A 24,347-nucleotide genomic window follows, 5' to 3' on the forward strand; every position below is an offset into this window, starting at 1 on the left:
TTTCTCCTTCAATCTCTTTAACAACGCAGTCTCAATTTACGATAGTAATACGGGGCCACCCGGTCCAAGAGGAATGTTAAAAGCGAACCATATTAATAGCTCAACTACCATAAAGAGGAAGTAGCAAATAACATATGGAAGCATGTTGGACATCAGTGTTCCAAAACCAGCCTTTTTATCATATTTCTGTGCTAACGCTAGTAGCATCCCAAAATATGCAAACGTGGGGCAAATCGGATTGGAAATCGCGTCGCCGATGCGATACGCCATTTGAATCAAAGCCGGATGATATCCAAGCAACATGAACATTGGAACAAATACGCTAGATAATAATGACCATTTCGTCGAAGCGGAACCAATTAAAAGATTCAGAAATGCACACATAATAACAAACAGTACAAGAACGACCCAAATCGGCAAACCTGAAGCTTCTAACGCATCCGCACCAGCAATGGCTAAGATCAGCCCTAGATTTGACCAGCTAAAATAGCTCAGAAATTGCGCAATAAAGAAGAACAATGCGATGTAATTTCCCATGCCAGCCATTGCATCACTCAATGCCTTAGCAACATCCTTAAAAGAGGTGAAGCGTCCTGAAACATATCCAAAGGCTAAGCCAGGAACTGCAAACATGAGTGCGATCAGTATAGTCAAGCCCTTCATCAACGGCGCACCCGAAGAAATAGCAGATCCCGTCTTTGGATCACTCAATATGCCACTATAAACACCAAAAGCAACTACCGCTATATAGCCTAAGAATGAAAACAATGCAGCTTTCAGTGCACGATGATCCTTTTCATTCGCACTTTCACCAACTGGAGAATACGATCCATGATAAACTCCCATGCGTGGCTCTATTACTTTTACTGTGATTAGAACAGAAAAGAAAGTGAGAAAAATAACAGAAACTCCTGAAAAATACCAGTTCATAGCGGGAGTAAGTACTATATCTGGATTAACAAGTTGTGCAGCTGCTTCGGTATAACTCATATTAACAACGTCCATAGATGTTACTAAAAGATTCGAAGCAAAGGCACCGGAAACAGATGCATATGCAGCAAGCATACCAGCCAAAGGATTTCTTCCCATGGCAGCCCATAACAAAGCTCCCACAGGAGGCATAACAACAAAACCTGCTCCACCAGTACAGTCCGCAATTACACAGAGAAAAGTAAATACGGTAATAACTTTCAGATCGGAACCTTTTGAATTGGTAGCTAATCTTTTAAGCGCAATGTTAAACAAACCGGAACTTTCACAAACTCCAACGCCCAGCATGCAAGTAAGAGTTAAACCCAAGGCGCTCATTCCAGTAAAATTCTTAACGGCCTTTGTAAGCATCATAATTAATCCATTGACACTCAGAAGATTAACTACCTCAACTTTTTCATTTGTTGCAGGATTAATTGCACTGACGCCTAGGGCTGAGCAAATCCCGGAAATAATTACTACCGCTACCGCTAATACAATGAACATTAAAATGGGGTCTGGTATTTTATTTCCTGCAACTTCAACTTTACTGAGAAAACGTTCAAAAGCTTTTATTTTTTTCTTATTAGTAGTTTCCATGTTTTCTCCTTTCGAAATCTCCGCCGATTCCCTTTATTAACTTAAACAGCCTAAATGTTCCCTTCTTTGATAACGTTTTCTCCCACATCCTTTCTTTACAACCATTTGTTAGGCATTCACTCATTACAAGATTCTGTAAAAATCTTTATCTTAAGCATATGCTTTCTCCACAGTCTTTTCATACGTATTTTATTGTATTATCACAATTATTTATTGTGTTCATTTCACGGGAAAATGTTGCTTCAATAAATATGGGCATAGGGGGATGATTCTTATACAAAAAAAGAGTTGCAATCGCAACTCTTTTTTCTCTATAACAATTTTAAGCAATTTTACCCCAGTGCCACATCCAAGGCCATCATTACGGCAAAGCCCACAGCAAAAGCCAGTGGACCGACATCCGAATGCTCACCTTGACTCATTTCCGGAATCAGCTCCTCTACGACCACATAGAGCATGGCCCCGGCGGCAAAACTTAACAAATAAGGCAAAATGGGTACGACCAGTCCGGTAGCAAAAATCGTCAGCGCTGCACCCAGCGGTTCCACAGCACCGGACAGTGCACCATACCAGAACGCTCGATGTCGTTTCATTCCCATCGCATGAAGCGGCATCGAAATGATGGCGCCTTCCGGAAAGTTTTGGATCGCAATGCCGAGAGCAAGCGCCAATGCGCTGCGAGCGCTAATTCCATCAACTCCCGCCATCATGCCGGCAAGTACCACCCCCACGGCCATCCCTTCCGGAATGTTATGGAGCGTTACGGCAAAAAACATCTTGTTGGCTTTGGCCAGTTGCACATCCGGCCCTTCCGCCTTCTCGCTGTTCAAGTGTTGATGCGGGATAACATGATCCAATAGGAGAAGAAACAATACGCCCGCCATCAGTCCGACGACAGCCGGAACAAACGCCCATTTTCCCATCGCCTCTGATTGTTCCATCGACGGTATGAGCAAGCTCCATACGGAAGCGGCAATCATGATGCCGGCGGCAAAGCCCTGCAATGCGCGCTCTACCGTTCGGTTCATCTCGCCACGCATAAAAAATACGCACGCCGAACCCAGTGTCGTCCCCACAAAGGGAATCAAAAGTCCTAACAGTACCTGTTCAGTCATTGTGCCTCTTTCTACTTTCTCAATCTATTTTCTCTATCCGCTGATTTTTACCTATCCTGCGCAGACATATGCTTATTTTCGGTTCATCTCTATACGTTTCGCTTGCTCACGCTTATCCGATAACAGGCGAAAAACGATGCCAAGAAGGATGACGCAGAAAAGAATGGACGGAGCACCGATCCAGTCAACGAGCCGACTCTCAACAATCGCACCCAGTACAAAACTGACGATTAGACCGCTGTAAAGCGCCATATGCCGCAGAGCATCATGCGAACGCGAACGCAAAAAAGTCTCGGTTGCCGCTGTGAAACTCCGTAAATTACCGATGAGCATTGTGGTTGCTGCCGCCTGCCCGTGAACCGAGCGAAAACTCTCTACCTGAATGCCGCAGGCCAATGATAACAAAGCATTCGCAAGCGGATCCCAAGCGTTGCTCATATTGCTCACAAGGAGAAGCAGTGCCATCTCCACCGCCAGCGCCCACTGTCGCCAATGAAGGCGGGAAAATGACCAACGATAGCGAATGTGATCTGCCAGAAAAATGCCCACCATAAAGGCCAAAATCGGCCAAAGATGTGCGAGCGCAAGTGAAAATTCTCCTTGTGCCGCATGCACACCGAAAAGGAGGACATTGCCCGTCTGTGCGTTGGAAAAAACATTGCCGCGAAACAGATACGAATGGGCATCCATTGCTCCGCCTGCAATAGCGAGCAACACTCCCGTGCGCATGGATTCAGACATCTGTTTTTCTTTCAACATCTTCTCCTATACTTTGTTCCGTAGCGGAGCCAGTCGCACAGAAATTGCGCCCATTCGTCCGGATTTTGCAAGCGCCTGCATCAGCGACAGAATGAGCAACGCATAGACCGGAGCACTCAGCGTCTGTTTAATAAGCGCACGGAAGAACTGTGCTTTTGCCGGGGCAGCGCCGATGAAAAAGGACATAAATAGGGGCACCAACAACACGGATGTCAGGAACTGACCGATTGCAACGCCAACCAATACACGCCAAAAGGTGAAGTTCTTTTTTCCACCTAACATATCCGTAATGAACACCGGAATCGCCCCCGTCAGCGCTGAGGTCAGCGTAAAAGCCAGATTAAAGCCATTAGAAGAAGGACGAACCAGAAAAGCCACCAAATCCGTCACCCCGCCAATGATAAATCCGCCGAAAGGGCCGAAAATGTAGCCTGACAGTACAATTGGCAACCCGCCAAAACTCAAAAAACCGACACGCATGGAATTGATGACCACGCCGATGGCAATAAAAATGGACATTTGTGCAATACGCTTCGGCGTGAAATACTGTGCTGCGGTAAGGTTCTTCGCGTTTTCCGCCTTTTCCTTTTGTTGCGAAACGTCACCTCGCCATTCCAGTTTCTCCCCAAGCAATCCCGCCAAAAAGCCCAAGGCGACGCCGCCAAGAATTAACGCCCACCAATACCGACCAATGAATACAGTAAACTGCTCATTATTCGCTGCCCAAGTGGCCATTTTTTTTGGCTTGAATGTGGGAATTTCCTGCCAAAACCGACGGATGAGAAGGCCCAGACCAATGGTTGCGCCTCCGGTCATTGCGCCAATAAAGCGGTTAGAAAGCACGCCGCTTAACAGAACGCCAAAATATACTGCAATCAGGCCCGTGTACACTACCGGCTCACCGACCATGCGAATGGACAGCATGGATAGCCCTGCGATGAGCAACACAACAAACCAATTTTTCTTCACGATATTATCCTCCTTGAGGACAGTATAAAACAATCTATGAAAAAAGCAGCCCCTGTACAACATTTCTTTGGAGCTGCCTTTACATTTCTTTTTGGCCCAAAACACGCGTTTCTCGGGATGCCGCTTAGTTTTCGCCGTCCATATTTTGATCTTTATAGCCTTCCCGAATGACACGGTATTCGCCCGTTTCGACGTTCAGATCGTAGATGTCGAAATTGTTGCGCATATCGATACCGTCTTCACGGGTGGCGAGATTGATGGAACGTGAGCCTTCCGGACCGGATTGGACGCGATGAAAAACATAGGTCGGCCAAATCAGGATACCGCCGCCGTCCAATACGCGCTTTCCGTTATGCTCAATATAGTCCGGTGTGACGATGAAATTTTCCACTTTTCCGTGTTCCGGCGTATACAGTTCGACATGACGTTCACCATAGAGAACGAAGAGATTGTCCCACTGCGCCGGATGCATGTACCAAGGGCGCTTAACCTCACCCACTGATCCCGGACTGATCGCCGGACCTGTGTGAATGACACGATCCAAGCCGTCTACGCGAGGAATAAGTTTTGTCGGCATCACGTCAAACACAACGTTCGGCGTATGGCGAAAATCTTTCAAAGCAATAATGGTATATAGCTTAGGCACTTGTTCAATAATATAGTCTTCCGCTTTCATGATTGTTCCTTTCTTCCCTTTTTCGGAAAAGAGATATCGGATCCGGAAAGACGCACTGCAAAAGGTTTCGTTTGCCATGCGACTTTCTTATGCCAATTCATTTGCATTCTACTCATACCCGATTCGACACAGAAAGGAACGAGAAAACCGTTATTTCCATTGTCCATCGTTACTGAGTTTGGCGACCTTGCCGGAAAGAGCCAACAAGGCAATCAAGTTGGGAAAGACCATAATGGCATTAAAAAGATCCGCCAGATTCCAGACCAGATCCACCTTTAACGTGGCACCAAGGACGATCATCAACACAACTACGATTGCAAAAGGCTTTACGGCGTGTTTTCCAAAGAGATAGAGCATGTTTTGTTTCGCAAAGAAAAACCAGCTGATAATGGTGGAAAAAGCGAAAAACATGAGCGCAATGGCAATGAATGCCGCCCCGAAATTTTTGCCAAAAGCCATGCCTACTGCCCGCTGAACCACCGGCGTACCGGTCATGCCCTCACGAATCATCTCGCCCAGTTCTCCCGAAGAAAGAACGATTAACGCTGTCATAGTGAGCACGATGAAGGTGTCAAAGAAAACGCCGATCATGGCGACTTCGCCCTGTTGCTGCGGCTTATCGACCTTAGCCATGGCATGGGCATGCGGCGTAGAGCCCATACCGGCTTCGTTGGAAAACAAACCGCGCGCTACGCCGTAGCGCATAGCTTGACGAACGGTAATACCGATGCCGGCGCCGAATACCGCTTGCGGCTCAAATGCCCCGACAAAAATGGAAGTGATAGCCGGAAGCAAATTCGCACGATTGATGACAAGACAAACTATGCCACCCACCAGATAAAGAACCGCCATGACCGGCACAATTTTTTCCGTAACCTGTGCAATACGTGAAATACCGCCGATAAAGATAAACCCGGCGACGACAGCAACCGCCACACCTACGGCAAGGCGATTCCAGCCGAATGCTGAGTAAAAGGCATCACTGATGGAGTTGGATTGGACCATGTTGCCCATCAGACCTAAAGCCAAAATGATGGAAACGGAAAAGAATCCCGCCAAAAAGCGACCGAATTTTCCATGAAAGGCTTCATGGATGTAGTAAACCGGCCCGCCGATAACCTGTCCATCTTCATCTTTTTTGCGCGTAATTTGCGCCATGACCGCCTCGGAATAGATGGTGGCCATACCGAAGAAGGCCGCCAGCCACATCCAGAAAATTGCTCCCGGTCCGCCGGAGACCAAGGCGGATGCACAACCGGCGATGTTTCCGGTGCCGACCTGCGCGGCAATGGCTGTCGCCAGGGCCTGAAATGAGCTTATTCCTTCTTTTTCCGCTTTATCGCCGAACAGGGTCAGATTTCCAAAGACGCGCTTCCAGGCTTTTTTGAACCGGCGTACCTGAACAAAGCGTGTGCGAACGGAAAAGAAAACGCCGCTTCCGACTAGTAAGATCATCAGCACAAACCAGATTTTATCGGAAAGCATCTTCACCAAAGTATTGAGTAGCGTCATTCTTCCTCCTCCTTCGCCCAATTCATCGCGCAACGCACGGCATGATGCCAGCCACGCTGCTTCTGTTCACGCTGTTCTTCGGTCATCGTCGGTATAAATATCCTCGCATCCGCCTGCAGGGTACGCAGTTCATCCGTATCCTTCCAGAACCCTACGGCAAGGCCGGCAAGGAAAGCTGCCCCTTTGGCGGTCGTCTCCACGGTTTTCGGACGGACGACCGGCGTGTTGATCATATCCGCCTGAAACTGCATTAAAAAGTTATTTTCGGTCGCGCCCCCATCCACGCGCAATGCGGAAAGAGATAACCCGGCATCTTCCTGCATGGCTTCAAGCACATCCAAGGACTGATACGCCATGGATTCAAGGGTTGCGCGTACCAGGTGGTTCCGATTCACGCCGCGGGTAAGGCCCACTATGGTTCCCCGTGCATATGGATCCCAAAACGGAGCCCCCAAGCCGGTAAAGGCCGGCACAACATAGCACCCGTTGGTATCCGGCACGGCCAGAGCCAATTCTTCGGACTGCGGTGCGGTATCAATCATGCGCAGTTCGTCGCGCAACCACTGCACCGCCGCGCCGGCGACAAAAATCGAGCCTTCCAGCGCATAGGATACCTTGTTTCCGCGTTTCCAGGCGACGGTCGTCACCAGACCGTGACGGGACATCACCGGTTTGTCGCCCGTATTCATCAACATAAAGCACCCCGTGCCGTAGGTATTCTTCACGTCACCGGCGGAAAAGCACGTCTGACCGAACAACGCTGCCTGTTGATCGCCCGCCACACCGGCAATGGGAATGGGCGCGCCGAAGAAGGACAATTCACTTTCTCCATAAATCTCGCTTGAGGCGCAGACGCGCGGGAGCATGACTTTCGGTACATGGAAGAGCTCCAACAGGTCGTCATCCCAGTCCATAGTATGTATATTAAACAGCATGGTGCGGGAGGCATTGGAGACATCCGTCACGTGGCAACGTCCCTGCGTCAGTTTCCAAATGAGCCAGCAGTCTACCGTTCCGAAGAGCAGGTCGCCCCGCTCCGCTTTTTCCCTCGCGCCGGGAACATGATCCAGTATCCAGCTAATTTTGGAGGCTGAAAAGTACGCATCCAGTTCCAATCCCGTCTTTTCACGAATGCGCTCCGTAACACCCTCTGCGCGCAGCGCATCGCATTGTTCAGCCGTTCGCCGGCACTGCCAGACAATGGCATGCATGACCGGCTCACCCGTATGTTTATCCCAGACAATGGTCGTTTCGCGCTGATTGGTGATTCCGATCGCGGCGATTTCTTCCGCCGAAACGCTGACACGCTGCATCGCTTCGATGGCCACCGCAATCTGCGTCGCCCAGATTTCCGCAGCATCATGCTCCACCCAACCGGGGTGCGGATAATATTGCTTGATCTCTCTCTGTGCGACACTGACAATCTTTCCGTTATGATCAAAAAGCAGGCAACGTTGGCTCGTAGTTCCGGCATCAAACGCTAAAATGTACTGTTTCACCGTTTCCTCCGTCTCTTTTTTACGCCGACTTGGTTTTTTCTATTATCCCCTATTATGTACCTTTTGACCATAGTTAGACGTCCACAAAAAAGGGACGCCTTTTCGGCGTCCCTTTTTTGTGCCATAAAATCAGCAAATTCCTTTTTGTCGTATGCCCTTGAGGGCATCATGTCGTTCTTTTACTTGATCCAGTCGGCAATCGACTTCGCGCTTTCTTCGCTGATGGAGGCCGGTCCGCCGACGAGAATCGCCTTTTCCAGAGACTTCGTGTCCTTCAGATAGCTCTGAACGCCCGCATCAAATCCCTTCGTGCGCACCAGAAGAATCGGAAGCTGATCACGCTGAGAAAGCGGACCGGACGTTAACGCGTCCGAAGGAACAAGGCCGTTGGCAACCATAACCTGTTTCGGTTCGTTGAAGAGCTTAGCCACTTCCGCGCTCAGGGCAAAACGGTCTTTACCGCTTACGCGCTTAGCGTTCAAGCGGGTCACGCCTTCCAGAGCAAGTTTGGTCGCATCCGTCACCGTGCCGGAGCCGCCGATGATGGTCAGCGTTTTCAGATTCTTCGCCGCCGTCAGGGAGGCTTTCGTCTCGTTCGGAACGCTGTCCTTCTTCACCATGAGAACCGGAGCGTTTACGCTCTTGGCATACGGTACCGCCATCAAAGCATCCGCAAACGCGTCACCGGAAGTAATCACGGCATTTGTATAGTCCTTATAGCCGGCAAGTGTTTTGGCATTGACCGCATAACGGTTTGCACCGCCAATGCGTTCAACCTGCGTATTGGCCGACAGGGTTTTGATTTCTTGTTCCACAGCCGGAGTAACCGAAGCCGGACCACCGACGATGATGACTTTCTCCGGTTTGGCCTCTGCCAGATAATCCGCCGTCACTTTGGCCAGTTTATCCGCCTTCGTATACAGAATGGGCATTGTGCCTTGCGATACGTTCGATGCGCTGAGGGCATCACCGGATGCTAATCCATTGACCAAAAGAATCGTCTTGGACTCGGCGAAGTTGGCTTTGGCTGCTTCAACGGCAACCGCATAGCGATCTGCGCCACCGTAACGAACGACGTTATCAACGCTACCGACCACGTCAAATACATAGAGTTTCTCATTCTTCAGCTTCGCATCGACCGTTTTTCCGTTAAAGGTCGGTTTCAGCGCTTCAAACGCCTCTTTCTTCATCGAAATGGTGAGTTTCACGCCTTCCGGAATCTTCACCGGATTGCCATACGCGTCGACGATGGAAAGATCATGATTTTTCACATCAATGCGAACCTTCCAAACGACGTCGGTCGTATTGGCAGGAACCGTCAGATAGACATCGCTTCCCGGAAGTTTGACATCCGGGCTCTTGCGTACGCGTTCCGATCCAGAGGTATAGCCGTTCTTCAGCAAGTCGGCTTTCAGCTCTTTTTGCACCGCCAAAAGCATCTCATGACTCTTTTCCGCCCATTTCGTGCTTATTGCGGTATTTTCCGCTGCACCCTTGTCGCTCAAGGTGACGTCCTTGAGAATGTCCGCCTGAAGTGCGCTGCGTTTTGCATCAACGATGGGCTGATATTTTGCACGGTTGGTTTCTACCATGTGCAGAACATCCATTGCCGTCCAGTAAAGTGAATCCGGCGTATATTCATTGGAGACGTTCATGGCCGCTTTTGCCCCGTCGGTCTGGTTCAGATAATACGGTACAAAGGGCGATACCAGGGTCGATCCCAGCGCGGTGTACTGCACACCGGGGAACGTGTCCGTTGCATCCTTCGGAACCTGGAAAATATGCGCTTCCATTACGTTACGGTTGCCGATGGGATAATATCCTTCTTCACCGGTATCGTTCGTCGCAAGGTTGCCCATGTTCTCAAAGCGATTGCGGGTAAAATCAATAACTTGCTGCAGCGTAATGCTTCCTTTTTCGGCCTCTTGCAGGAACGGGAAGTGCGTATCTTCAACCGATACCGTTGCGTTCGGGTTGAGCACTTTAATGCCGGAAGCGGCACGCGAAGCGTTACGAGCGCCGGCTTCGGCTTCGGCATATGATCCAGAAGCATCAATGATTCCCTTCGCTTCGTCGCCCTTAAACGTTCCGGCCTCTTTCGCAATCTTGAACAGATCTTTTGAATAGATGTACTGGTTATCCTTGGAAACAATGTAGTTCTCGTTTTCTTCGCCCTTTTCCAAGGTCACTTCGTTAATCCAGAATGTGTTCGGGAAAACCGAGAATTTATCTTTGGGATAGCGCATCGCGAGGAATTGATGACCGGTATAAATTTCCATATACCACAGTTCATCCTTGTTGGCGACCACAAAGCCATTGCCCTCAACCGAGCCCTTTTTCGCTACTTCCGTAGCGATAAAACGAATGGCATTTTCCGGCGTATCGCATTGGGCAAGAACTACGGTCGGCATAATGGCTTCGCTGATTCCGGATGGATCCTCCAGCGGATCTTTCTCCAATACCGCCTCGTTTGCATCCGCAGAAACGGTCATATCGACCATTAAGCCCTTCTCATTAAATCCGGCTTCGTCAAAGATGCCATATTCCGGTGTCGTATCATGAACAGCGGTAAAACGGTAAGAATCCTTCGTAAAAGTATAGCTGTATCCGTTTTCCTCATCATAGGATACGTCCTTAATGGTGCTGTCCTTTTTGTATTCCCCCGCCTCATGAATCACATATGCCTTATTATGATTCGTTTCCAAGTCTTCGGTGCGACCGAAGATCGTGCTTCCGTCCTCTGTCAGATCGGATCCGACAATGACGCCTGTGCAGGCGAATGCCACTTCCGGCATCGTCAACAAAAGCGCAAAGGCCAGAGCGAAAGCAGCGATCGCTTTTTTCATTCGCATAGTTCCTCCTTATTGTTCTTTCCCTTTTTTGGTTTCTCTCCAATAGGGAAAACCCTTTTCTTCCATAGGCCAATTACAAGGGTAACGAAGCCCCTTTCGAATGTCAATATGCCACGATGTGCCAAGTCTATTCGTCATGGATTCGTCCTTCGTTATAAGTGACTGAATTACCGCATCCATTTAACCGGAGACAACAAAAGCTCGGAAAAGGAATGCACAAAGTTGACGGTTAATTACAATGTTATCGGTTATTGGGGTAAGAGAGAAAAGAACAGAAAAGGAGGGCTTGAATGAGTACCATCACAATTACCAATGGACCACAAAATGTTTCGCGGATGATCCTCGGCTGTATGCGTATGCCGGATCTTTCCGTACAGGAAGCGGCTTCCATGCTTCAAAGTGCTATTGATCTCGGCATCAATTATTTTGATAATGCCACCTGCTATACCCAGGGTGTTGCCGAAACGCGCTTCGGCGAGGCGTTAAAGGCGTCCGGCCTTCGCCGTGAAGATCTCATCATCCAAACCAAATGCGGGCTCTGCTTTGAGCGCAATGAATTTGACTGGACGAAGAAGAACATTCTGGAAAGCGTCGATGATAGTTTGCGCCGGATGCAACTCGACTATCTCGACGTTCTCCTTTTGCACCGTCCCGATCTGCTTTATGACCCGGAAGAATTGGCAGAAGCCTTCGATCTTCTTGAAAAATCCGGAAAAGTACGTCATTTCGGCGTCAGTAACGTACCGCCGATGATGCTGGAAGTACTTCGTAAAACCGTCCGTCAGCCTTTGGTCATCAATCAGCTGCAACTTTCTCTGGAACAGTCTCAACTCCTCGACCAATCGCTCTATGTCAACAACCTTTCGACGGATCGCTCAACGGATCGTGACAACGGTCTTCTGGACTATTGCCGCCTGAACGACATTACGATTCAGGCATGGTCGCCTCTGCAATATGGCATGATCGACGGTTGCTTCCTGGATCATCCCGACTATCCGGAACTGAACGCCGGGCTTGCCAAACTGGCCGAAAAGTATAACGTCACCAAGGCCGCCATCGCTTTAGCCTGGATTCTTCGCCATCCCGCAAATATGCAAGTCATCGTCGGAACCATGAACCCCGAGCATCTCAAAGAATCCGCAGAAGCCATGAACATTCGTCTCACGCATCATGAGTGGTATGAACTGTATTTGGCTTCGGGGAAATACTTGCCATAAGAAAAACGAATCATCTGAACGATAAACAAAGCAGCGGCAGAACATCTGCCGCTGCTTTGTTGTTCATTCCTTTGTTTTCTTTTCTTTCCTTTGGCGGATACCCTTGATCCGAATTGCCTTTGGGCAATCTCAAGGCGTATTCACCATTCTTGTTCACTGTAAACTTGTCCTAGCGTGATCGGTTTCTTCCCTCTACTTCACCGGGAAAATCGACTTTACCGCATTGCGTACACTCTCTCCCACCGAAGCGGGGCCGCCAACAATGAGAATCTGTTTCAGATCCTTATGCGTATTGAGATAGGCATCAATCGGCATCGGCAGATTCGCCTGTTGCGTTAAGAGTACCGGGGCATTGAGCTTCTGTGCCACCGGGCCGGCGACCAACGCATCCGACCACTTTTCACCGCTCGTAAGAATCGCCGTTGTCGGGTTCGCCACCATCTCCGCCATCTTTGCCGAGACCACATAACGATTGGCACCGTCCACACGGGATACGGTTTTACCGATCATCGCTTCAATCGCCTGTTTCGTCTCGGGAGCGATCGTTCCTTCCCCACCGCTAATGACGGCATTTGTGATGCGTTCCTTTAATACATCCGCCACATAACCGGGGACGCGATCCTTACGCACCAGAAGAATCGGCGCCTTCCACTGATGGGCATACGGTACCGACGAAAGGGCATCCGTATAGATCATACCGCTTGCAATCACCGCATTCGTGCTCTCCGGCAGATACGCCGCAGAGTTCTTGTTCACCTCAAAACGGTCAATGCCGCCCACGCGCGTGATCTTTGCATTCGTCATAGCCTTAAGCTCGTCAATTACCTTTTCGGAGATGGTTCCCGGGCCGCCCATGACGATAATCTCTTCACGCGGTGTACGCAGGATTTCCTGTTTCGTCACGTTAAAGAGCGTATCCTTCTGCGTATACAGGATCGGGATGTTTCCCTGGGAGACGTTCATGGCACTCATGGAATCCGCATAGGCCATGTTCTGCACAAGAATCACTTTCTTGGCATCGCCGAAGTAGGTCTTCGATAGCGAAGCGGCGATATCTTGACGCGTGGAGTCATCGATGGGTTTGATGACGTCCGGTGTTTCGGCCTTTTTGTCGTTCTTCACATAGATGGTACGAACGATCTGATTCTCATAGTGGACACGGCCATCCTTAACGGAGAAGGAAAGCGGCTTATCCAGCGGGATATAGCCTTCCGGGGTCTTAATTTCCTGTAAGGAATAGTCGCCCGTTGCCAGGAAGTCAACCTTGGCTTCTCCCGATTTGTCCGTCGTAACCACGCGATTGATGGAAGAGATCATCTTATCCGTAATTTTGAACGTTACGGGCAGCGGAATCCGGTTGCCGTCACCATCGATCTTTACGATTCGAAGGAGCGGCGTAGAGGGCTTGGGATCCGGCTTGGGTGTCGGCGTGGTGGGTTTCTTCCACTGTGCATAGACCACTAAATCATCCGAAACCACCGTATTCTCATCAAAAGCGTCCCCGGTTCCATCTTGCTTGGTATTCCATCCTTGGAAAACGTAGGTCTGTCCATTGACCGTCACATCCGTGAGATCATCAATCATAGCATCACCTAATACCCCGATCGACGGTTTCTTGCCCTCATCGAAGCTGTCCCCGGCAAGCGTCCCGTTATAGGCGACAATGGAGGTGCCGAGAACCTGTTCTTCGCTCGGCTGAAAGTCGTCGCTATTTCTTGCAAACCTTACTGTTGCCGGCACAAACTTAATCGACAGAGGAAGGCTTCCTTCAATGGAAGAAATGGGTTTTGACAAATCAATCCCAACGCCAAGCACATACTTTTTTGGCATCTTGACAAAGCCATCGACCATACCGCTAACCGTAATGGTTTTTGCCGTATCTAACACCGTCTTTTTCGCCTCGGCTTTCGGGATGGTAATTGAGGATTCTGCGGAAAGCAGCATTGCACTGTTTTCCACCGTTCTGGCATCGACATTTTTGATGCGCTTTCCACCAAACCAGCTATTCGTACGTACAATCGTGCGAATGGTAATCTTACGAGAATGATTCGGATTTTTTATGGTAAACGTCGTGACCGGATCGGTGTCGGAGACGAAGGATTCAATCTTCCACGGTTCCGTCGATGCTCCTTCAATCTCAAATTTTTCTCTTGTATCGGTATCACAGGCCAAATACGGCTGAAAATAGTAACTGCTAAAAGATACGGTCAGCGTATCTTTCATCGCAATGGCATCATCCAGCGTAACATTCAAGTCGACATGCGTGTATTGCGCTTTTTTTGCCGCACTTCCCTTGTCCCCTTGCGTGTTCGTCATGATGGTGAAGCCGTTTCCGGTATAAAGCCAATGAGCAGCTATTTTATCCATTCGAAAGCTGGCATTCAAACGCAACGGATATTCATTGATTGTCTCATCAAACTTTTCAAAGATATTATGATCGGTAGAATCATCATCTTTTCTGTGTAAAGCACTATTCGGTAAGGTCTCTTCATCACCAATACCATCGTTGATGGTGCAGCTGTTATTCGACATTATTCCGGGAGCAGATAGACTACTTAGATGCACCGGATATACGTCCGTCACCCCGTCCGCTAACAGTGCCATGGGATCTTCTCCGGAATAATACAGCTTCGCACCATCGGTGTTGGCGTAATCTTGCTGATCACTCCAGCCGAGGAAATACTTTTTACCGGCTCCTCCTCCCGTGTCCCATGCCTCACCACGGTTGTTCGTTCCCCCAATGGTCGATTCCACTGCATCCGAAAAATCAACGGTTACCTCACCATTGGTTGTATGGAAGACAACCTCCTTTCCTGCCGCCGAGGAGGAAAGGGAGCTTAGGGTAAAGACCGCAAAAAGAGCAATCACAAAGATTGCCAACTTCCCGCCCCATCGATTCACTCGATTTCTCATTATCATTTCCTTTCTTATAACAGTTTCTAGTCGCTGTTCATTCTATACCGCAAATTTATGCATGAAATTATAGCATATATAGAGTATGTCCAACAATTATAAATGCCTGTCTTTCCAAAAAAGATATATTGATTGAACACGTATCATCTTCTTATATATATGCATTTTTGATCGTATTAAGAAAAAAAGGGTCCTTCTGCGCAATTAAAGAGCACTATTCGCAACGCCAGCCGGGACATCGGCTGTCACGCATTAATTTCGCTTGTCGGAGATCGTTAGGGGTGGCTCGGTCCCGGCTGAGGCATGTTTCATTCAATACTAAGAGGTATTCGTGCTTGTCTAACCCTGGCTGGTGCGTTTGAATTTCGCTAGCCAGGGTTAGACTGGAAAAATTTTCCCTGGCTGGTTTTCGTTTTTCTGCCCAGCCAGGGTTCGTAGAGAGGCGATCGACCCTGGCTGGTGCGTGTTCATTTCGTTAGCCAGGGCTCGGCTGGAAAAATTTTCCCTGGCTCGCATGAGTTTTTCCTCCCAGCCAGGGTTTTTCGAGCAAATTTAACCCTGGCTAGCAAAACTTGCTCTTTCCAGCCAGGGTTTCACGACAAAAATCGACCCTGGCTAGGGCGCTATCTTACGCACGGCCAGGGTCGTACACATTTTTCGAGCCATAAATGAGAGATCAACAGCATTTCCAACGCCGCTACACGCACAACTGATCCATCAAAAGCATCTCCCGCAGCGCTCCACTCGCACCCGCGCTGCCAGTGATATTTTCAGCGGCCCTCAATGACATTTTCCACAACGTACCACCTGACTCCACCGCGCTAAGCACCACCTTATTCTCCATCGTTTTCTTCGCCTTTATTCTCCACAAGCTCCCGGCCTTTCCCCGTCGCCTCTTCGACGAGTCCCGCCTGCTAAGAAGTTGGAAGCGAAGGGACGAGGAGAAGCGTGCGACGGGGAAGGCCGGGGGCTTGTCTTACATGCGCGCAATAAACGAATGACCACAACTTGGGCAGTGAATCTTTACCTTCCCCAAAGTTTTGGGAATGCGCACCGTTTGCCGACAGTTTGGGCAGGTAAAATAGCGATGGGTTTTGCGGTCACGCCATTTTCGCTGTATGAGGCGAATGCGGGAGCGAATCCCATCCGTCGCACGCAAAAAGGCAGCATTTTCGCGCTGTCTTGCGGCTATATTGCGTGAAAACACACGAAACAGACTGTAAGCGAGGAAGAGCAAGCCAAGATAATACAAGGCTCGATGAGGAATAAGCCATTGCACGATAAGCAGGCCAAGTCCAAGAAAATATATGGTGCGAGCCAAAGAATCAAGGCCGTTACGCCCGATCAAAGCACGCTGCAAACGGACACGAAGATGCCCAAAAAAGTCTTTCAAATCGATTCCTCCTGTGGCAATCTATACGTTTTCTCTTTCAACAGAGATTATGCTCGAGATCATGCAAAAGATCCGCCGCATCACCGGATCAGCAATTTCATCGCCAAAGCGCGCATACGCCTTCCCAATTCATCATTTTCGCAGAGCACATCATAAGGCAAGTCTTCGGTGAGTACGCCCTGATCAATCTCTTCCGGAATGATGCCGAGTGAGGACGCATAATAATCATCCATCCAGTCTCGCGAAGAGTAGTATGCGTCAAATGCATCGCTTTGCTCTTTGAAGGATTCAAAATGATCCAGAGCCTGATTGAGTTCCGCCTGCAGCGAAGCCAGTTCGTTCATGACCTTTTCCATTCGTTGAACGCGAGCGATGCGCTCCGATCGGTTGCTGTTAAGCGCCTGTCTTTTCTCCTCCTCCGTCGGCTGAGAAGCCATAATGTCGTCCAACTCGTCCTGCTCTTCGTTGCTTGCATTTGCCGCGAAAGCTTCGCCAACACGATCGCCTACAATGTTGTAAATCTTCTCGGCCGGATTGTAAGTAAGCAAGTTCATTTCCTCTATATGAAGTTGGCCGTACGAGTCCAGAAACGTTTCTTCTACCGCTACATTCTGCACTTCGCCCACCAAGTGGCCATCCACAGGGTCATAGGTGAGTAATGAGCACGCCAGCACTAAAGGAAAAGAGGCAAAAACCGGCGCTTCGACATCCTCACTTTTTGTCACCGACCAGCCGGTTTGTTCCACTTTATCCGGGACGGCATTTCCGGAAACACAGCCGACGAAATCCGCTTCCTGTCGATTTTCTCCATCCGCCAGATGAATCGTAAATGCTTTCGTCCGCAAAATGTTGGCTATCGTCTTTCTCTTCGATTGCACATACAGCGATACGGTTCGACTGTCGCGCATGGAACCATAGGCGGCATTCATCGCATTTGGCGTTCCATCTTCATTGTAGGTTCCGATGATCAGCACCGGCATGGGCATCAAATAGGGCTTTACGCCGATAGATTTGTACATGGTGTCTCCTGTCTCCTCTTCATGAGGAAAAGCCTGAGAGCAGATTCCTCTTCTCTCAGGCTTATTCCTGACATAGCGATAAATCATCGCGTTCGTTTTGTTATACTTCGTCAATCTTTTCTACGCGACGGCAATGTCTTCCGCCTTCAAATTCTGCGTCAAAGAAGGCGTCCACGATACACATGGCCAATTCATCTCCTACGACGCGCGCACCCATGGCGATAATTTGTGCGTTATTGTGTCGCACGGCCATCGCAGCTGAATACGGCTCGGAGCATACCGCGGCGCGAATACCGGGCACCTTGTTGGCTGCAAGCGAAATGCCGATGCCTGTGCCGCAAATGAGTACGCCTTTATCGACTTCCCCCTCCGCCACCTTGTGGGCGACGAGATGACCGTAATCCGGGTAATCTACACGTTCTCCCGCATCCGTTCCATAGTCGATACAGGTGTAACCTTTCTCTTCCAAGTGTGCCATCAACGCGTGTTTTAATTCCACGCCGACATGATCGCAACCAAAGCCAATTTTCATTCTGCTCCTTCTTTCCGCTTAAAACGTTCTTTAGAAACAGTTTACTTCGTGATGAGTTTGGATTCAACCGGTAATACCTTCGGCTCTGCATTCGGTTCAACCGTGATCTTGTTCTTCACCGCTTCAACCATTTCACGCAGTGAGGTGCGACCGATGCCTGCAGGATCCTGTGCAACCGTGGCGGACAACTCACCTTTTTCAATCGAAGCAACCGCTTCCGCATCGCCGTCCGTACCGACAACCAAAATTTCGCCTAACTTATTGGCATTCATCACCGCCTGCAGAGCGCCCAGAGCCATACCGTCGTTGCAGCAGTAGATTGCTTTCAGGTCCGGGTTCTGTTGAATAAAGCTGTTGGCGACGTCCAAAGCTTTCTGACGATCCCAGTCGGCGGGAAGCGAACCGACCAACGTCATGCCCGCATCTTCAAAGGCTTTCTGTGCACCGTTTTTACGATCCTCACCGGAAACATTGCCTGCTTTTCCTTCTACAATCGCTACCTTATCGCCCTTTTGTAATTTTTCTACGATAAAGTCGGCCGCTTTTTTACCGACCGCTACGTTGTCTGTCGTTGCAAAACCGATAACCGCACCACCCTGCTGTTTCAGTTGATCCATGTCCAGCTTCTCATCAATATTCATGACATAAATGCCCTTCTTATAGGCATCCGCAACCGCTGATACGGCGTTGACCGGCGAAAGCGGTGCAATACCGATTGCTTTATATCCTTTATTGACTGCGTTCTGCAGAATGTTGAGCTGCTCTTCCGTATTCTCTTCACTCTGTGCGGAGAAGATATCGACTTTGACCCCCAGTTCCTTGGCTTCTTCTTCAACGCCTTCCTTCATCTTGACCCAAAAGTCCGAAGCCTGGGTTTTCAAAATGACGGCATATTCCGCGTTTCCGCCGTCTTTCGGTTCCTCAGCCGCTGTGCTTTGTGTTGCCTCAGCGGATGAAGCGGGTTCTTTTCCTTCGTTACTGTTGCCACAAGCGGCAAGGCCAAAGACCGTAACGAGACATAACAACATCAGCATTAAACGTTTTTTCATGGTTTCCTCCTTTTTCCATTACCGGCAATTTTCTTTTGTCTACCGACTATTTTTCTTTGTATTAATCTTCATAGAAGAATCTTGCGATTGCTGCACCGATTACGCCATTCTCGTGTCCTGTTTCCGGGAAAATGTACTCCAGATCCTCTGCGGGAACAGGATGCTTTACGCGCTTTTTCACCTCCTTAATGAGCTCATCTTTTGGAAAATCATTCATACCTATTACACCACTGGACAGAACGATCAAATCCGGATCCAAGATCGTAATTTCCGTCGCTAAGGGATAACTCAAGGTTTCAATAAAATGCCGTATCGGCTCGGTTTCTCTGTGACGGGTAAAAATATCACCAATAGGGGTGTCCGGGAAATGGCGCTGCTGTATGCGCTCCAGAGCACGACCGGACGCCAGCATTTCCACGCAACCTTTTCCGCCACAAGGACAGGCGATATCCTCTCCGTAAAGCGGAATGTGGGCGAGTTCGCCGGCCACTCCATGCTTTCCCCGATATATGCTTCCGTTTAGCCAAATGGGGTTTCCTAAACCCGTTCCGATATAAAAGCCGAGAATGGTCTTGTTTCTTCGGGGATCCAGACCGGATTCGTGAATATCATAGAGAAGTAGATGGTTGACATCCCGATCGACAGCGACCGACAGATGCAAGGCTTCGCTGAGCAAAGTAGCCAAATTCAATTCCACGAGACCGCCTAAGTTCGGCGCACGATACACGTAATCACGATCACGATCCACCATAGAGGGAACGCCGATACGTATCGCCTCAATATCGGTAAGGGCATAGCGCTCGATATAGGCTTTTAGGAATTCAACCAATTTCTGTGAAGAATCCGCCTCACGCAGAAAAGCACTGGATGATTTTTCGAAATGCGAGAGATGAAGACTTTCATCAACGACGCCAAGGCGAATGTTGGTGCCGCCAATGTCGACACCAATTACTTTGCGCATAATGACTCACCTGTTTCTTCCTCATATATTCGTGCCATCTTTTCCCAGGCTTTTTCCAAACTCTTATCCAATCCGAACAGTCCGCTGCTGCCGACAATGAGAATTTCCGCTCCTGCGGCACGCAGACGCTGATAGGTATTTTTATTACAGGATCCATCCACTTCGATCAGGAACTTTGCGCCTGTTTTTTCTTTATAGGCGCGAATTTCGGCAATTTTATCCAGCATTTCCGCGATGAAGTTTTGACCTGCAAAGCCGGGGTCAACCGTCATGACGGTGATCTTATCAACCTTGTTGACGTAATGACGAATAGCGTCAAACGGCGTTTCCGGGCTGAGCACAACGCCCGCTTTTTTCCCCCGGGCATGGATGTGATCGATGAGACGAAACGCCTGTGCAACAATGGTCTCAGATTGCATACAGATCCACTCCGCTCCCGCATCAATCAGCGGATCGACGTAGTCTTCCGGATTGGTGACCATCAAATGGCAATCCAAAGGGAGCTCGGCGATAGGCGCAATAGCCTTCACGAAATCCGTTGATAAAGCAAGATTCTTGACAAAATGGCCATCCATAATGTCCACGTGAAAGTAATCCGCACGGGTGTTCAGACAGGTGATTTGCTCCTGCAGGTGCAGAAAATCCATGCACATGAGAGATGGTGAAATTTGAACCTTCATGGTTTTTCCTTTCTACTTTTTCCACCCCGCTTTGATTTGCGGTATGGAACGGAATATTCTCTTCTATAAAGCATCAAGCACTTTGCTATGCTTTTTTTGTTCCAATGATACGATCAAGCGTGACAGAGATAATAATGAGCGAGCCCATGACAATTTGCTGATAGCTGCTGGGTACCGTCATGACGGTCATCGCATAGTTGATCAGTCCAATAATTAAACCACCGACGACGACGCCGGGAATCTTTCCCTTTCCGCCAAAGAAACTGGTTCCGCCGATAATGGCCGCCGCAATAGCATAGGTCTCAAACCCGCTTGCCGCTGCCGGTTCCGCAGCGCCAACGCGGCCGAGCAGAACGATGCCGGCGACACCTGCACAAAAGCCGGAGATGATAAAGACAATGAGCGTATGCAACGAAACGTTGATGCCCGAATACCAGGCCGCCTCTTTATTGCCACCTACCGCATAAATGTTGCGACCAACTTTTAAACGTGTAGTGAAATACCAGAAGAATCCGGCGACAAGTAACGCAATGATTGCGGTTACCGGGATCACGAAAATCCGCGCGGACATAAAGGACGAAAAGGCGCCGGAGAAGCCGAACACCGAGCGGGCATTCGTACCGATCAAGGTAATGCCACGGAAAATGGTTTGTGTGCCCAAGGTGATGATAAACGGATGCAAACCGGTTTTATTGACCAAGAAGCCGTTCAACGCACCAAGCAGGGTGGCAATGATAATACCGAGGAGAACCGCTAAAACAATAGGAACCTCCATAATCATGAGTTTTGCCACGACAAATCCGGTAAATGCGGCAATCGAGCCGATGGACAAATCGATTCCCGCGATCAGGATGGCAAAAAACTCACCCACAGCAAGCAGAATGTTGACGGAGCTCTGCGCTAAAATCTGCGGTATACTGGACGGATTAAATATGGCACTCGGACGCAAGATCATAAGAATCAGCAATAGGATGCAGAAAATACCTATCGTTCCATACTTGCTCCACATCGTTTGAAACGAGCGACGTTCCTTCATAGTTTCCTCCCTCTATGCCCCGGTTGCGGCTTTGATAATCTTTTCTTCACTGGCTTCTTCAATGCTGAACTCGGCTTCCGCCTTGCCTTCATGCATAACAATAATGCGATCACATACGGATAGTAATTCGGGCAATTCCGAAGAAACAACCAGAACGCCCTTTCCGCTGTCAGCGAGATCAAAGATCAATTGGTAGATCTCTGCTTTCGACCCCACATCAATTCCCTTGGTCGGCTCATCAAAAATGATCAGTTCTGAATCGGCTGCAAGCCACTTACCTAAAATCACTTTTTGCTGGTTTCCGCCGGATAATTCGGTGATATTCTGGTCCATTGAACGGCACTTGACGCGTAAGCCGTTCAATTGTTCTTCCGCCCATTTCCGTTCATCAGCAAAATTCAGTTTGCCCAGAACGCCCTTGCCTCGTGAATTTTTGATAAACGACGCAATCGAAATATTTTGTTTCAAATCAAAGTTGTCTAAAAAGCCCAGTTTTCGGCGATCTTCCGTAACCATGGCAAAGCCGTTCTTGATCGCTAAATAGCTGTCGCTGTTTTGAATGGGTTTTCCTTTATACAAAAGGCTGCCCTCACTTGGCTTATCAATACCGAAAATGAGATTCATTAGTTCGGTACGTCCGGCGCCAACCAGTCCGGAAAAGCCGAGCACTTCTCCACGATGAAGCGTAAACGATACATTCTTTACCATTCCGTCTTCGCGCGAAAGATTCTTCGCTTCCAACATGATTTCCGCATCGGAAAAGTCATGTTGGCGATTTGCTCTATGTGTTTCATCCAGCTCGCGGCCTACCATCATCGAAATGAGTTCGGAAACCTCTACGTCCCGTATCATCTTTGTTCCGACGAAGGTTCCGTCCTTCAGTACAGAAACACGATCGCCGATCAGCTTAATTTCACGCATTTTGTGCGTAATATAGACAATCGCTTTTCCTTCTTCTTTCAGCTGGTGAACTAAGGCGAAGAGTGTGTCTACTTCATTTTCGGTCAGCGACGTTGTCGGTTCGTCCATGATGATCACATCCGCATTGGTTAACAGTGCACGCGAGATTTCAACCAACTGTTTTTCGCCAATGCTCAAATCCTCTACCGGAGTGTCTAAAGAGCGATGGACGCCGACCCGTTCCAAAAGATCCTGTGCTTCTTTACGCATCGCGGCATAATCCACCACGGAAAGCCCCATCCTTTTTTTACTCTTCAATCGACCGAGATAGAGGTTTTCCAAAATGGACAGCTCGTTGATGACGCTCAATTCCTGGTAAATAATCGCGATCCCGTTTTCTTTTGACTCATTTGGGGTCATTGCTGAATAGGTCTTTCCGCGGATGATCAATTCTCCTTCGGTCGGTTGGTAAACGCCGCTGAGAATTTTCATCAGCGTAGACTTCCCTGCGCCATTTTCCCCAAGCAAAATATGTACTTCGCCGGGATAAAACGACAAATTGATATTGGATAATGCGACCACGCCGGGAAATTTTTTCACGATATTCTTAGTTTGAATAATTGCGCTCATTGTCTCCCTCTTTTCCATAGTCCACCAGTTGAACCGGGACAATTTTGCTTGTCCAATCGATACTTCTTTCTTCCATCATATTCAGAAGAGCTGAACAGGCATTGTTCACCAATTGTGTAGTATCCTGACGAATCGTCAGCACAAACGGAAAGGCTTCACGAATAATGGCGTTGTCATCGAACCCGATGACAGTGACATCCTGTGGAATGCGTATTCCGGCGGAAAGTAAAGCCTGACTTACGCCCATGGCCAACGGATCATTGGTGCAAAATACGCTGTCAAAGTCTTCTTGCTTTCTTAACACCTCTTCCATGCATTGAAACCCCGCTAGACTGATAGGAGAAACTACCGAATACACGGGGACGGCTATGTCATTCTTTCGCATCGTCTCCAAAAAGCCGGCACATCTGCCTTTCACCGCACTTGTTTCACAAGCATCGCGAATGAGCAGCGGTCGATTTCGTCCCCTCTCCAACAGCGCTTCAGCGGCTATTTTTCCTCCTGCCGGGTTGTCGGAAACGACACAAGGTCCACTTTCATCGGAATAACGGTCAATGTAGACAATCGGCACATTCTGTTTCGCCGTGGTTTCGACCGCCCGCTTCCGCCCTTGAATATAGAGGAGGCCATCCACGCTTCGATTTTGCAGCTCGCGAAAATATTCCGCTTCGATCTTCTGGCTTTCATCCGATGCACAGATCAAGGTGACATAGTTTCGTTGCAAAAACCACAGACTAATTTGTCGTGCAATGCGAGCAAAAAACTCGTTACAAATGTCCGGAACCAACAAACCGACAGTTCGAGTTTGCCCGGTACGAAACGCCCTGGCTAATGAGTTAAGGGAAAAACCCGTTTCCTCAATGACGTGTTGGACGCGGCGGTACGTTTCCTGTGAATAGCCCCCTTTGTGATTAAGCACACGTGAAACGGTGGCGATCGAAACGTTTGCCTTGTCCGCAATATCCTTTATGGTTGGTTGCACGTCGAGCCTCGTTTTCCTTTTTGTCGGTGAAGGGAAGATTCTGCACCGACATTTTCCATTTTAGACGGATAAAAGAGCTTTTCT

The 24,347-nt window shown here is 48.9% G+C and carries 19 protein-coding genes; 1 reads left to right on the forward strand and 18 read right to left on the reverse strand.

The features are described from left to right. Positions 1-36: 36 nt before the first annotated feature. The 8 genes from BN3910_RS03755 to BN3910_RS03790 form a co-directional block, all read right to left on the reverse strand. Positions 37-1,569 (reverse strand): AbgT family transporter, encoded by a 1,533-nt coding sequence (locus tag BN3910_RS03755; protein ID WP_066924478.1) that lies wholly within the window; start codon positions 1,567-1,569, stop codon positions 37-39. A gap of 332 nt (positions 1,570-1,901) precedes the next feature. Then, positions 1,902-2,684 (reverse strand): ZIP family metal transporter, encoded by a 783-nt coding sequence (locus BN3910_RS03760; protein WP_066924480.1) that lies wholly within the window; start codon positions 2,682-2,684, stop codon positions 1,902-1,904. A gap of 72 nt (positions 2,685-2,756) precedes the next feature. Then, positions 2,757-3,440: a YoaK family protein gene (locus BN3910_RS03765; protein ID WP_197457224.1), complete on the reverse strand. Its 684-nt coding sequence runs from the start codon at positions 3,438-3,440 to the stop codon at positions 2,757-2,759. Between the two features lie 9 nt (positions 3,441-3,449). Further along, entirely contained in the window at positions 3,450-4,412 is a 963-nt protein-coding gene (locus BN3910_RS03770) for a folate family ECF transporter S component (RefSeq protein ID WP_066924487.1), read from the reverse strand. 124 nt (positions 4,413-4,536) lie between these two features. Beyond that, positions 4,537-5,088 carry a hypothetical protein gene (locus BN3910_RS03775; protein WP_066924489.1) on the reverse strand — a complete coding sequence of 184 codons (552 nt, stop codon included), beginning with the start codon at positions 5,086-5,088 and terminating at the stop codon, positions 4,537-4,539. Positions 5,089-5,238: 150 nt separating this feature from the next. Beyond that, on the reverse strand, positions 5,239-6,600 hold the full coding sequence (locus BN3910_RS03780; RefSeq protein ID WP_066924491.1) for an alanine/glycine:cation symporter family protein: 1,362 nt from the start codon (positions 6,598-6,600) through the stop codon (positions 5,239-5,241). Beyond that, positions 6,597-8,099 carry a glycerol kinase GlpK gene (glpK, locus tag BN3910_RS03785; protein WP_066924493.1) on the reverse strand — a complete coding sequence of 501 codons (1,503 nt, stop codon included), beginning with the start codon at positions 8,097-8,099 and terminating at the stop codon, positions 6,597-6,599. The genes BN3910_RS03780 and glpK overlap by 4 nt, the downstream gene beginning before the upstream one ends. 179 nt (positions 8,100-8,278) lie before the next feature. After that, the gene (locus tag BN3910_RS03790; protein WP_066924499.1) at positions 8,279-10,951 is read right to left on the reverse strand and encodes a C69 family dipeptidase; all 2,673 of its coding nucleotides are present in this window, start codon (positions 10,949-10,951) and stop codon (positions 8,279-8,281) included. A 290-nt stretch (positions 10,952-11,241) separates the two neighbouring features. Here BN3910_RS03790 and BN3910_RS03795 point away from each other — a divergent pair, with 290 nt between their 5' ends. Further along, positions 11,242-12,168: an aldo/keto reductase gene (locus BN3910_RS03795; RefSeq protein WP_066924501.1), complete on the forward strand. Its 927-nt coding sequence runs from the start codon at positions 11,242-11,244 to the stop codon at positions 12,166-12,168. 192 nt (positions 12,169-12,360) lie between these two features. Here BN3910_RS03795 and BN3910_RS03800 read toward each other — a convergent pair whose 3' ends face one another. From BN3910_RS03800 to BN3910_RS03845, 10 genes are all read right to left on the reverse strand, one after another. After that, positions 12,361-15,081 (reverse strand): cell wall-binding repeat-containing protein, encoded by a 2,721-nt coding sequence (locus BN3910_RS03800; RefSeq protein ID WP_066924503.1) that lies wholly within the window; start codon positions 15,079-15,081, stop codon positions 12,361-12,363. 976 nt (positions 15,082-16,057) lie between these two features. After that, positions 16,058-16,474, reverse strand: a complete 417-nt coding sequence (locus tag BN3910_RS03805) for a hypothetical protein (protein WP_066924505.1) — start codon at positions 16,472-16,474, stop codon at positions 16,058-16,060. Between the two features lie 80 nt (positions 16,475-16,554). Next, positions 16,555-17,493, reverse strand: a complete 939-nt coding sequence (locus BN3910_RS03810; RefSeq protein WP_066924507.1) for a DUF4298 domain-containing protein — start codon at positions 17,491-17,493, stop codon at positions 16,555-16,557. A 100-nt stretch (positions 17,494-17,593) separates the two neighbouring features. Then, a complete protein-coding gene (gene rpiB / locus BN3910_RS03815) occupies positions 17,594-18,025 on the reverse strand; it encodes a ribose 5-phosphate isomerase B (protein WP_066924509.1) in 432 nt (143 codons plus the stop codon). Positions 18,026-18,066: 41 nt separating this feature from the next. Next, a complete protein-coding gene (alsB, locus tag BN3910_RS03820) occupies positions 18,067-19,074 on the reverse strand; it encodes a D-allose transporter substrate-binding protein (RefSeq protein ID WP_066924515.1) in 1,008 nt (335 codons plus the stop codon). Between the two features lie 61 nt (positions 19,075-19,135). Next, complete coding sequence (alsK, locus tag BN3910_RS03825; RefSeq protein ID WP_066924517.1) at positions 19,136-20,035, reverse strand: allose kinase; 900 nt, start codon at positions 20,033-20,035, stop codon at positions 19,136-19,138. Further along, positions 20,023-20,715, reverse strand: a complete 693-nt coding sequence (gene alsE, locus BN3910_RS03830) for a D-allulose 6-phosphate 3-epimerase (protein WP_066924519.1) — start codon at positions 20,713-20,715, stop codon at positions 20,023-20,025. The genes alsK and alsE overlap by 13 nt, the downstream gene beginning before the upstream one ends. Before the next feature lie 85 nt (positions 20,716-20,800). After that, positions 20,801-21,751 (reverse strand): D-allose ABC transporter permease, encoded by a 951-nt coding sequence (gene alsC / locus BN3910_RS03835; protein ID WP_066924522.1) that lies wholly within the window; start codon positions 21,749-21,751, stop codon positions 20,801-20,803. A 12-nt stretch (positions 21,752-21,763) separates the two neighbouring features. Next, positions 21,764-23,281, reverse strand: coding sequence for a sugar ABC transporter ATP-binding protein (locus tag BN3910_RS03840; protein ID WP_066924523.1), 1,518 nt, complete (start codon positions 23,279-23,281; stop codon positions 21,764-21,766). Beyond that, entirely contained in the window at positions 23,259-24,263 is a 1,005-nt protein-coding gene (locus BN3910_RS03845; protein WP_066924525.1) for a LacI family DNA-binding transcriptional regulator, read from the reverse strand. Before BN3910_RS03845 ends, BN3910_RS03840 begins: the two co-directional genes overlap by 23 nt. Between the last annotated feature and the right edge of the window lie 84 nt (positions 24,264-24,347).

The organism is Murdochiella massiliensis, assembly GCF_900059565.1.
GTDB lineage: Bacteria > Bacillota > Clostridia > Tissierellales > Peptoniphilaceae > Murdochiella > Murdochiella massiliensis.

Coding starts and splice junctions, on each gene's coding strand:
- BN3910_RS03755 (WP_066924478.1), bottom strand. CDS start 1,569: ATGGAAACTACTAATAAGAAAAAAATAAAAGCTTTTGAACGTTTTCTC.
- BN3910_RS03760 (WP_066924480.1), bottom strand. CDS start 2,684: ATGACTGAACAGGTACTGTTAGGACTTTTGATTCCCTTTGTGGGGACG.
- BN3910_RS03775 (WP_066924489.1), bottom strand. CDS start 5,088: ATGAAAGCGGAAGACTATATTATTGAACAAGTGCCTAAGCTATATACC.
- BN3910_RS03780 (WP_066924491.1), bottom strand. CDS start 6,600: ATGACGCTACTCAATACTTTGGTGAAGATGCTTTCCGATAAAATCTGG.
- BN3910_RS03790 (WP_066924499.1), bottom strand. CDS start 10,951: ATGCGAATGAAAAAAGCGATCGCTGCTTTCGCTCTGGCCTTTGCGCTT.
- BN3910_RS03795 (WP_066924501.1), top strand. CDS start 11,242: ATGAGTACCATCACAATTACCAATGGACCACAAAATGTTTCGCGGATG.
- BN3910_RS03800 (WP_066924503.1), bottom strand. CDS start 15,081: ATGAGAAATCGAGTGAATCGATGGGGCGGGAAGTTGGCAATCTTTGTG.
- BN3910_RS03810 (WP_066924507.1), bottom strand. CDS start 17,493: ATGTACAAATCTATCGGCGTAAAGCCCTATTTGATGCCCATGCCGGTG.
- rpiB (WP_066924509.1), bottom strand. CDS start 18,025: ATGAAAATTGGCTTTGGTTGCGATCATGTCGGCGTGGAATTAAAACAC.
- alsB (WP_066924515.1), bottom strand. CDS start 19,074: ATGAAAAAACGTTTAATGCTGATGTTGTTATGTCTCGTTACGGTCTTT.
- alsK (WP_066924517.1), bottom strand. CDS start 20,035: ATGCGCAAAGTAATTGGTGTCGACATTGGCGGCACCAACATTCGCCTT.
- alsE (WP_066924519.1), bottom strand. CDS start 20,715: ATGAAGGTTCAAATTTCACCATCTCTCATGTGCATGGATTTTCTGCAC.
- alsC (WP_066924522.1), bottom strand. CDS start 21,751: ATGAAGGAACGTCGCTCGTTTCAAACGATGTGGAGCAAGTATGGAACG.
- BN3910_RS03840 (WP_066924523.1), bottom strand. CDS start 23,281: ATGAGCGCAATTATTCAAACTAAGAATATCGTGAAAAAATTTCCCGGC.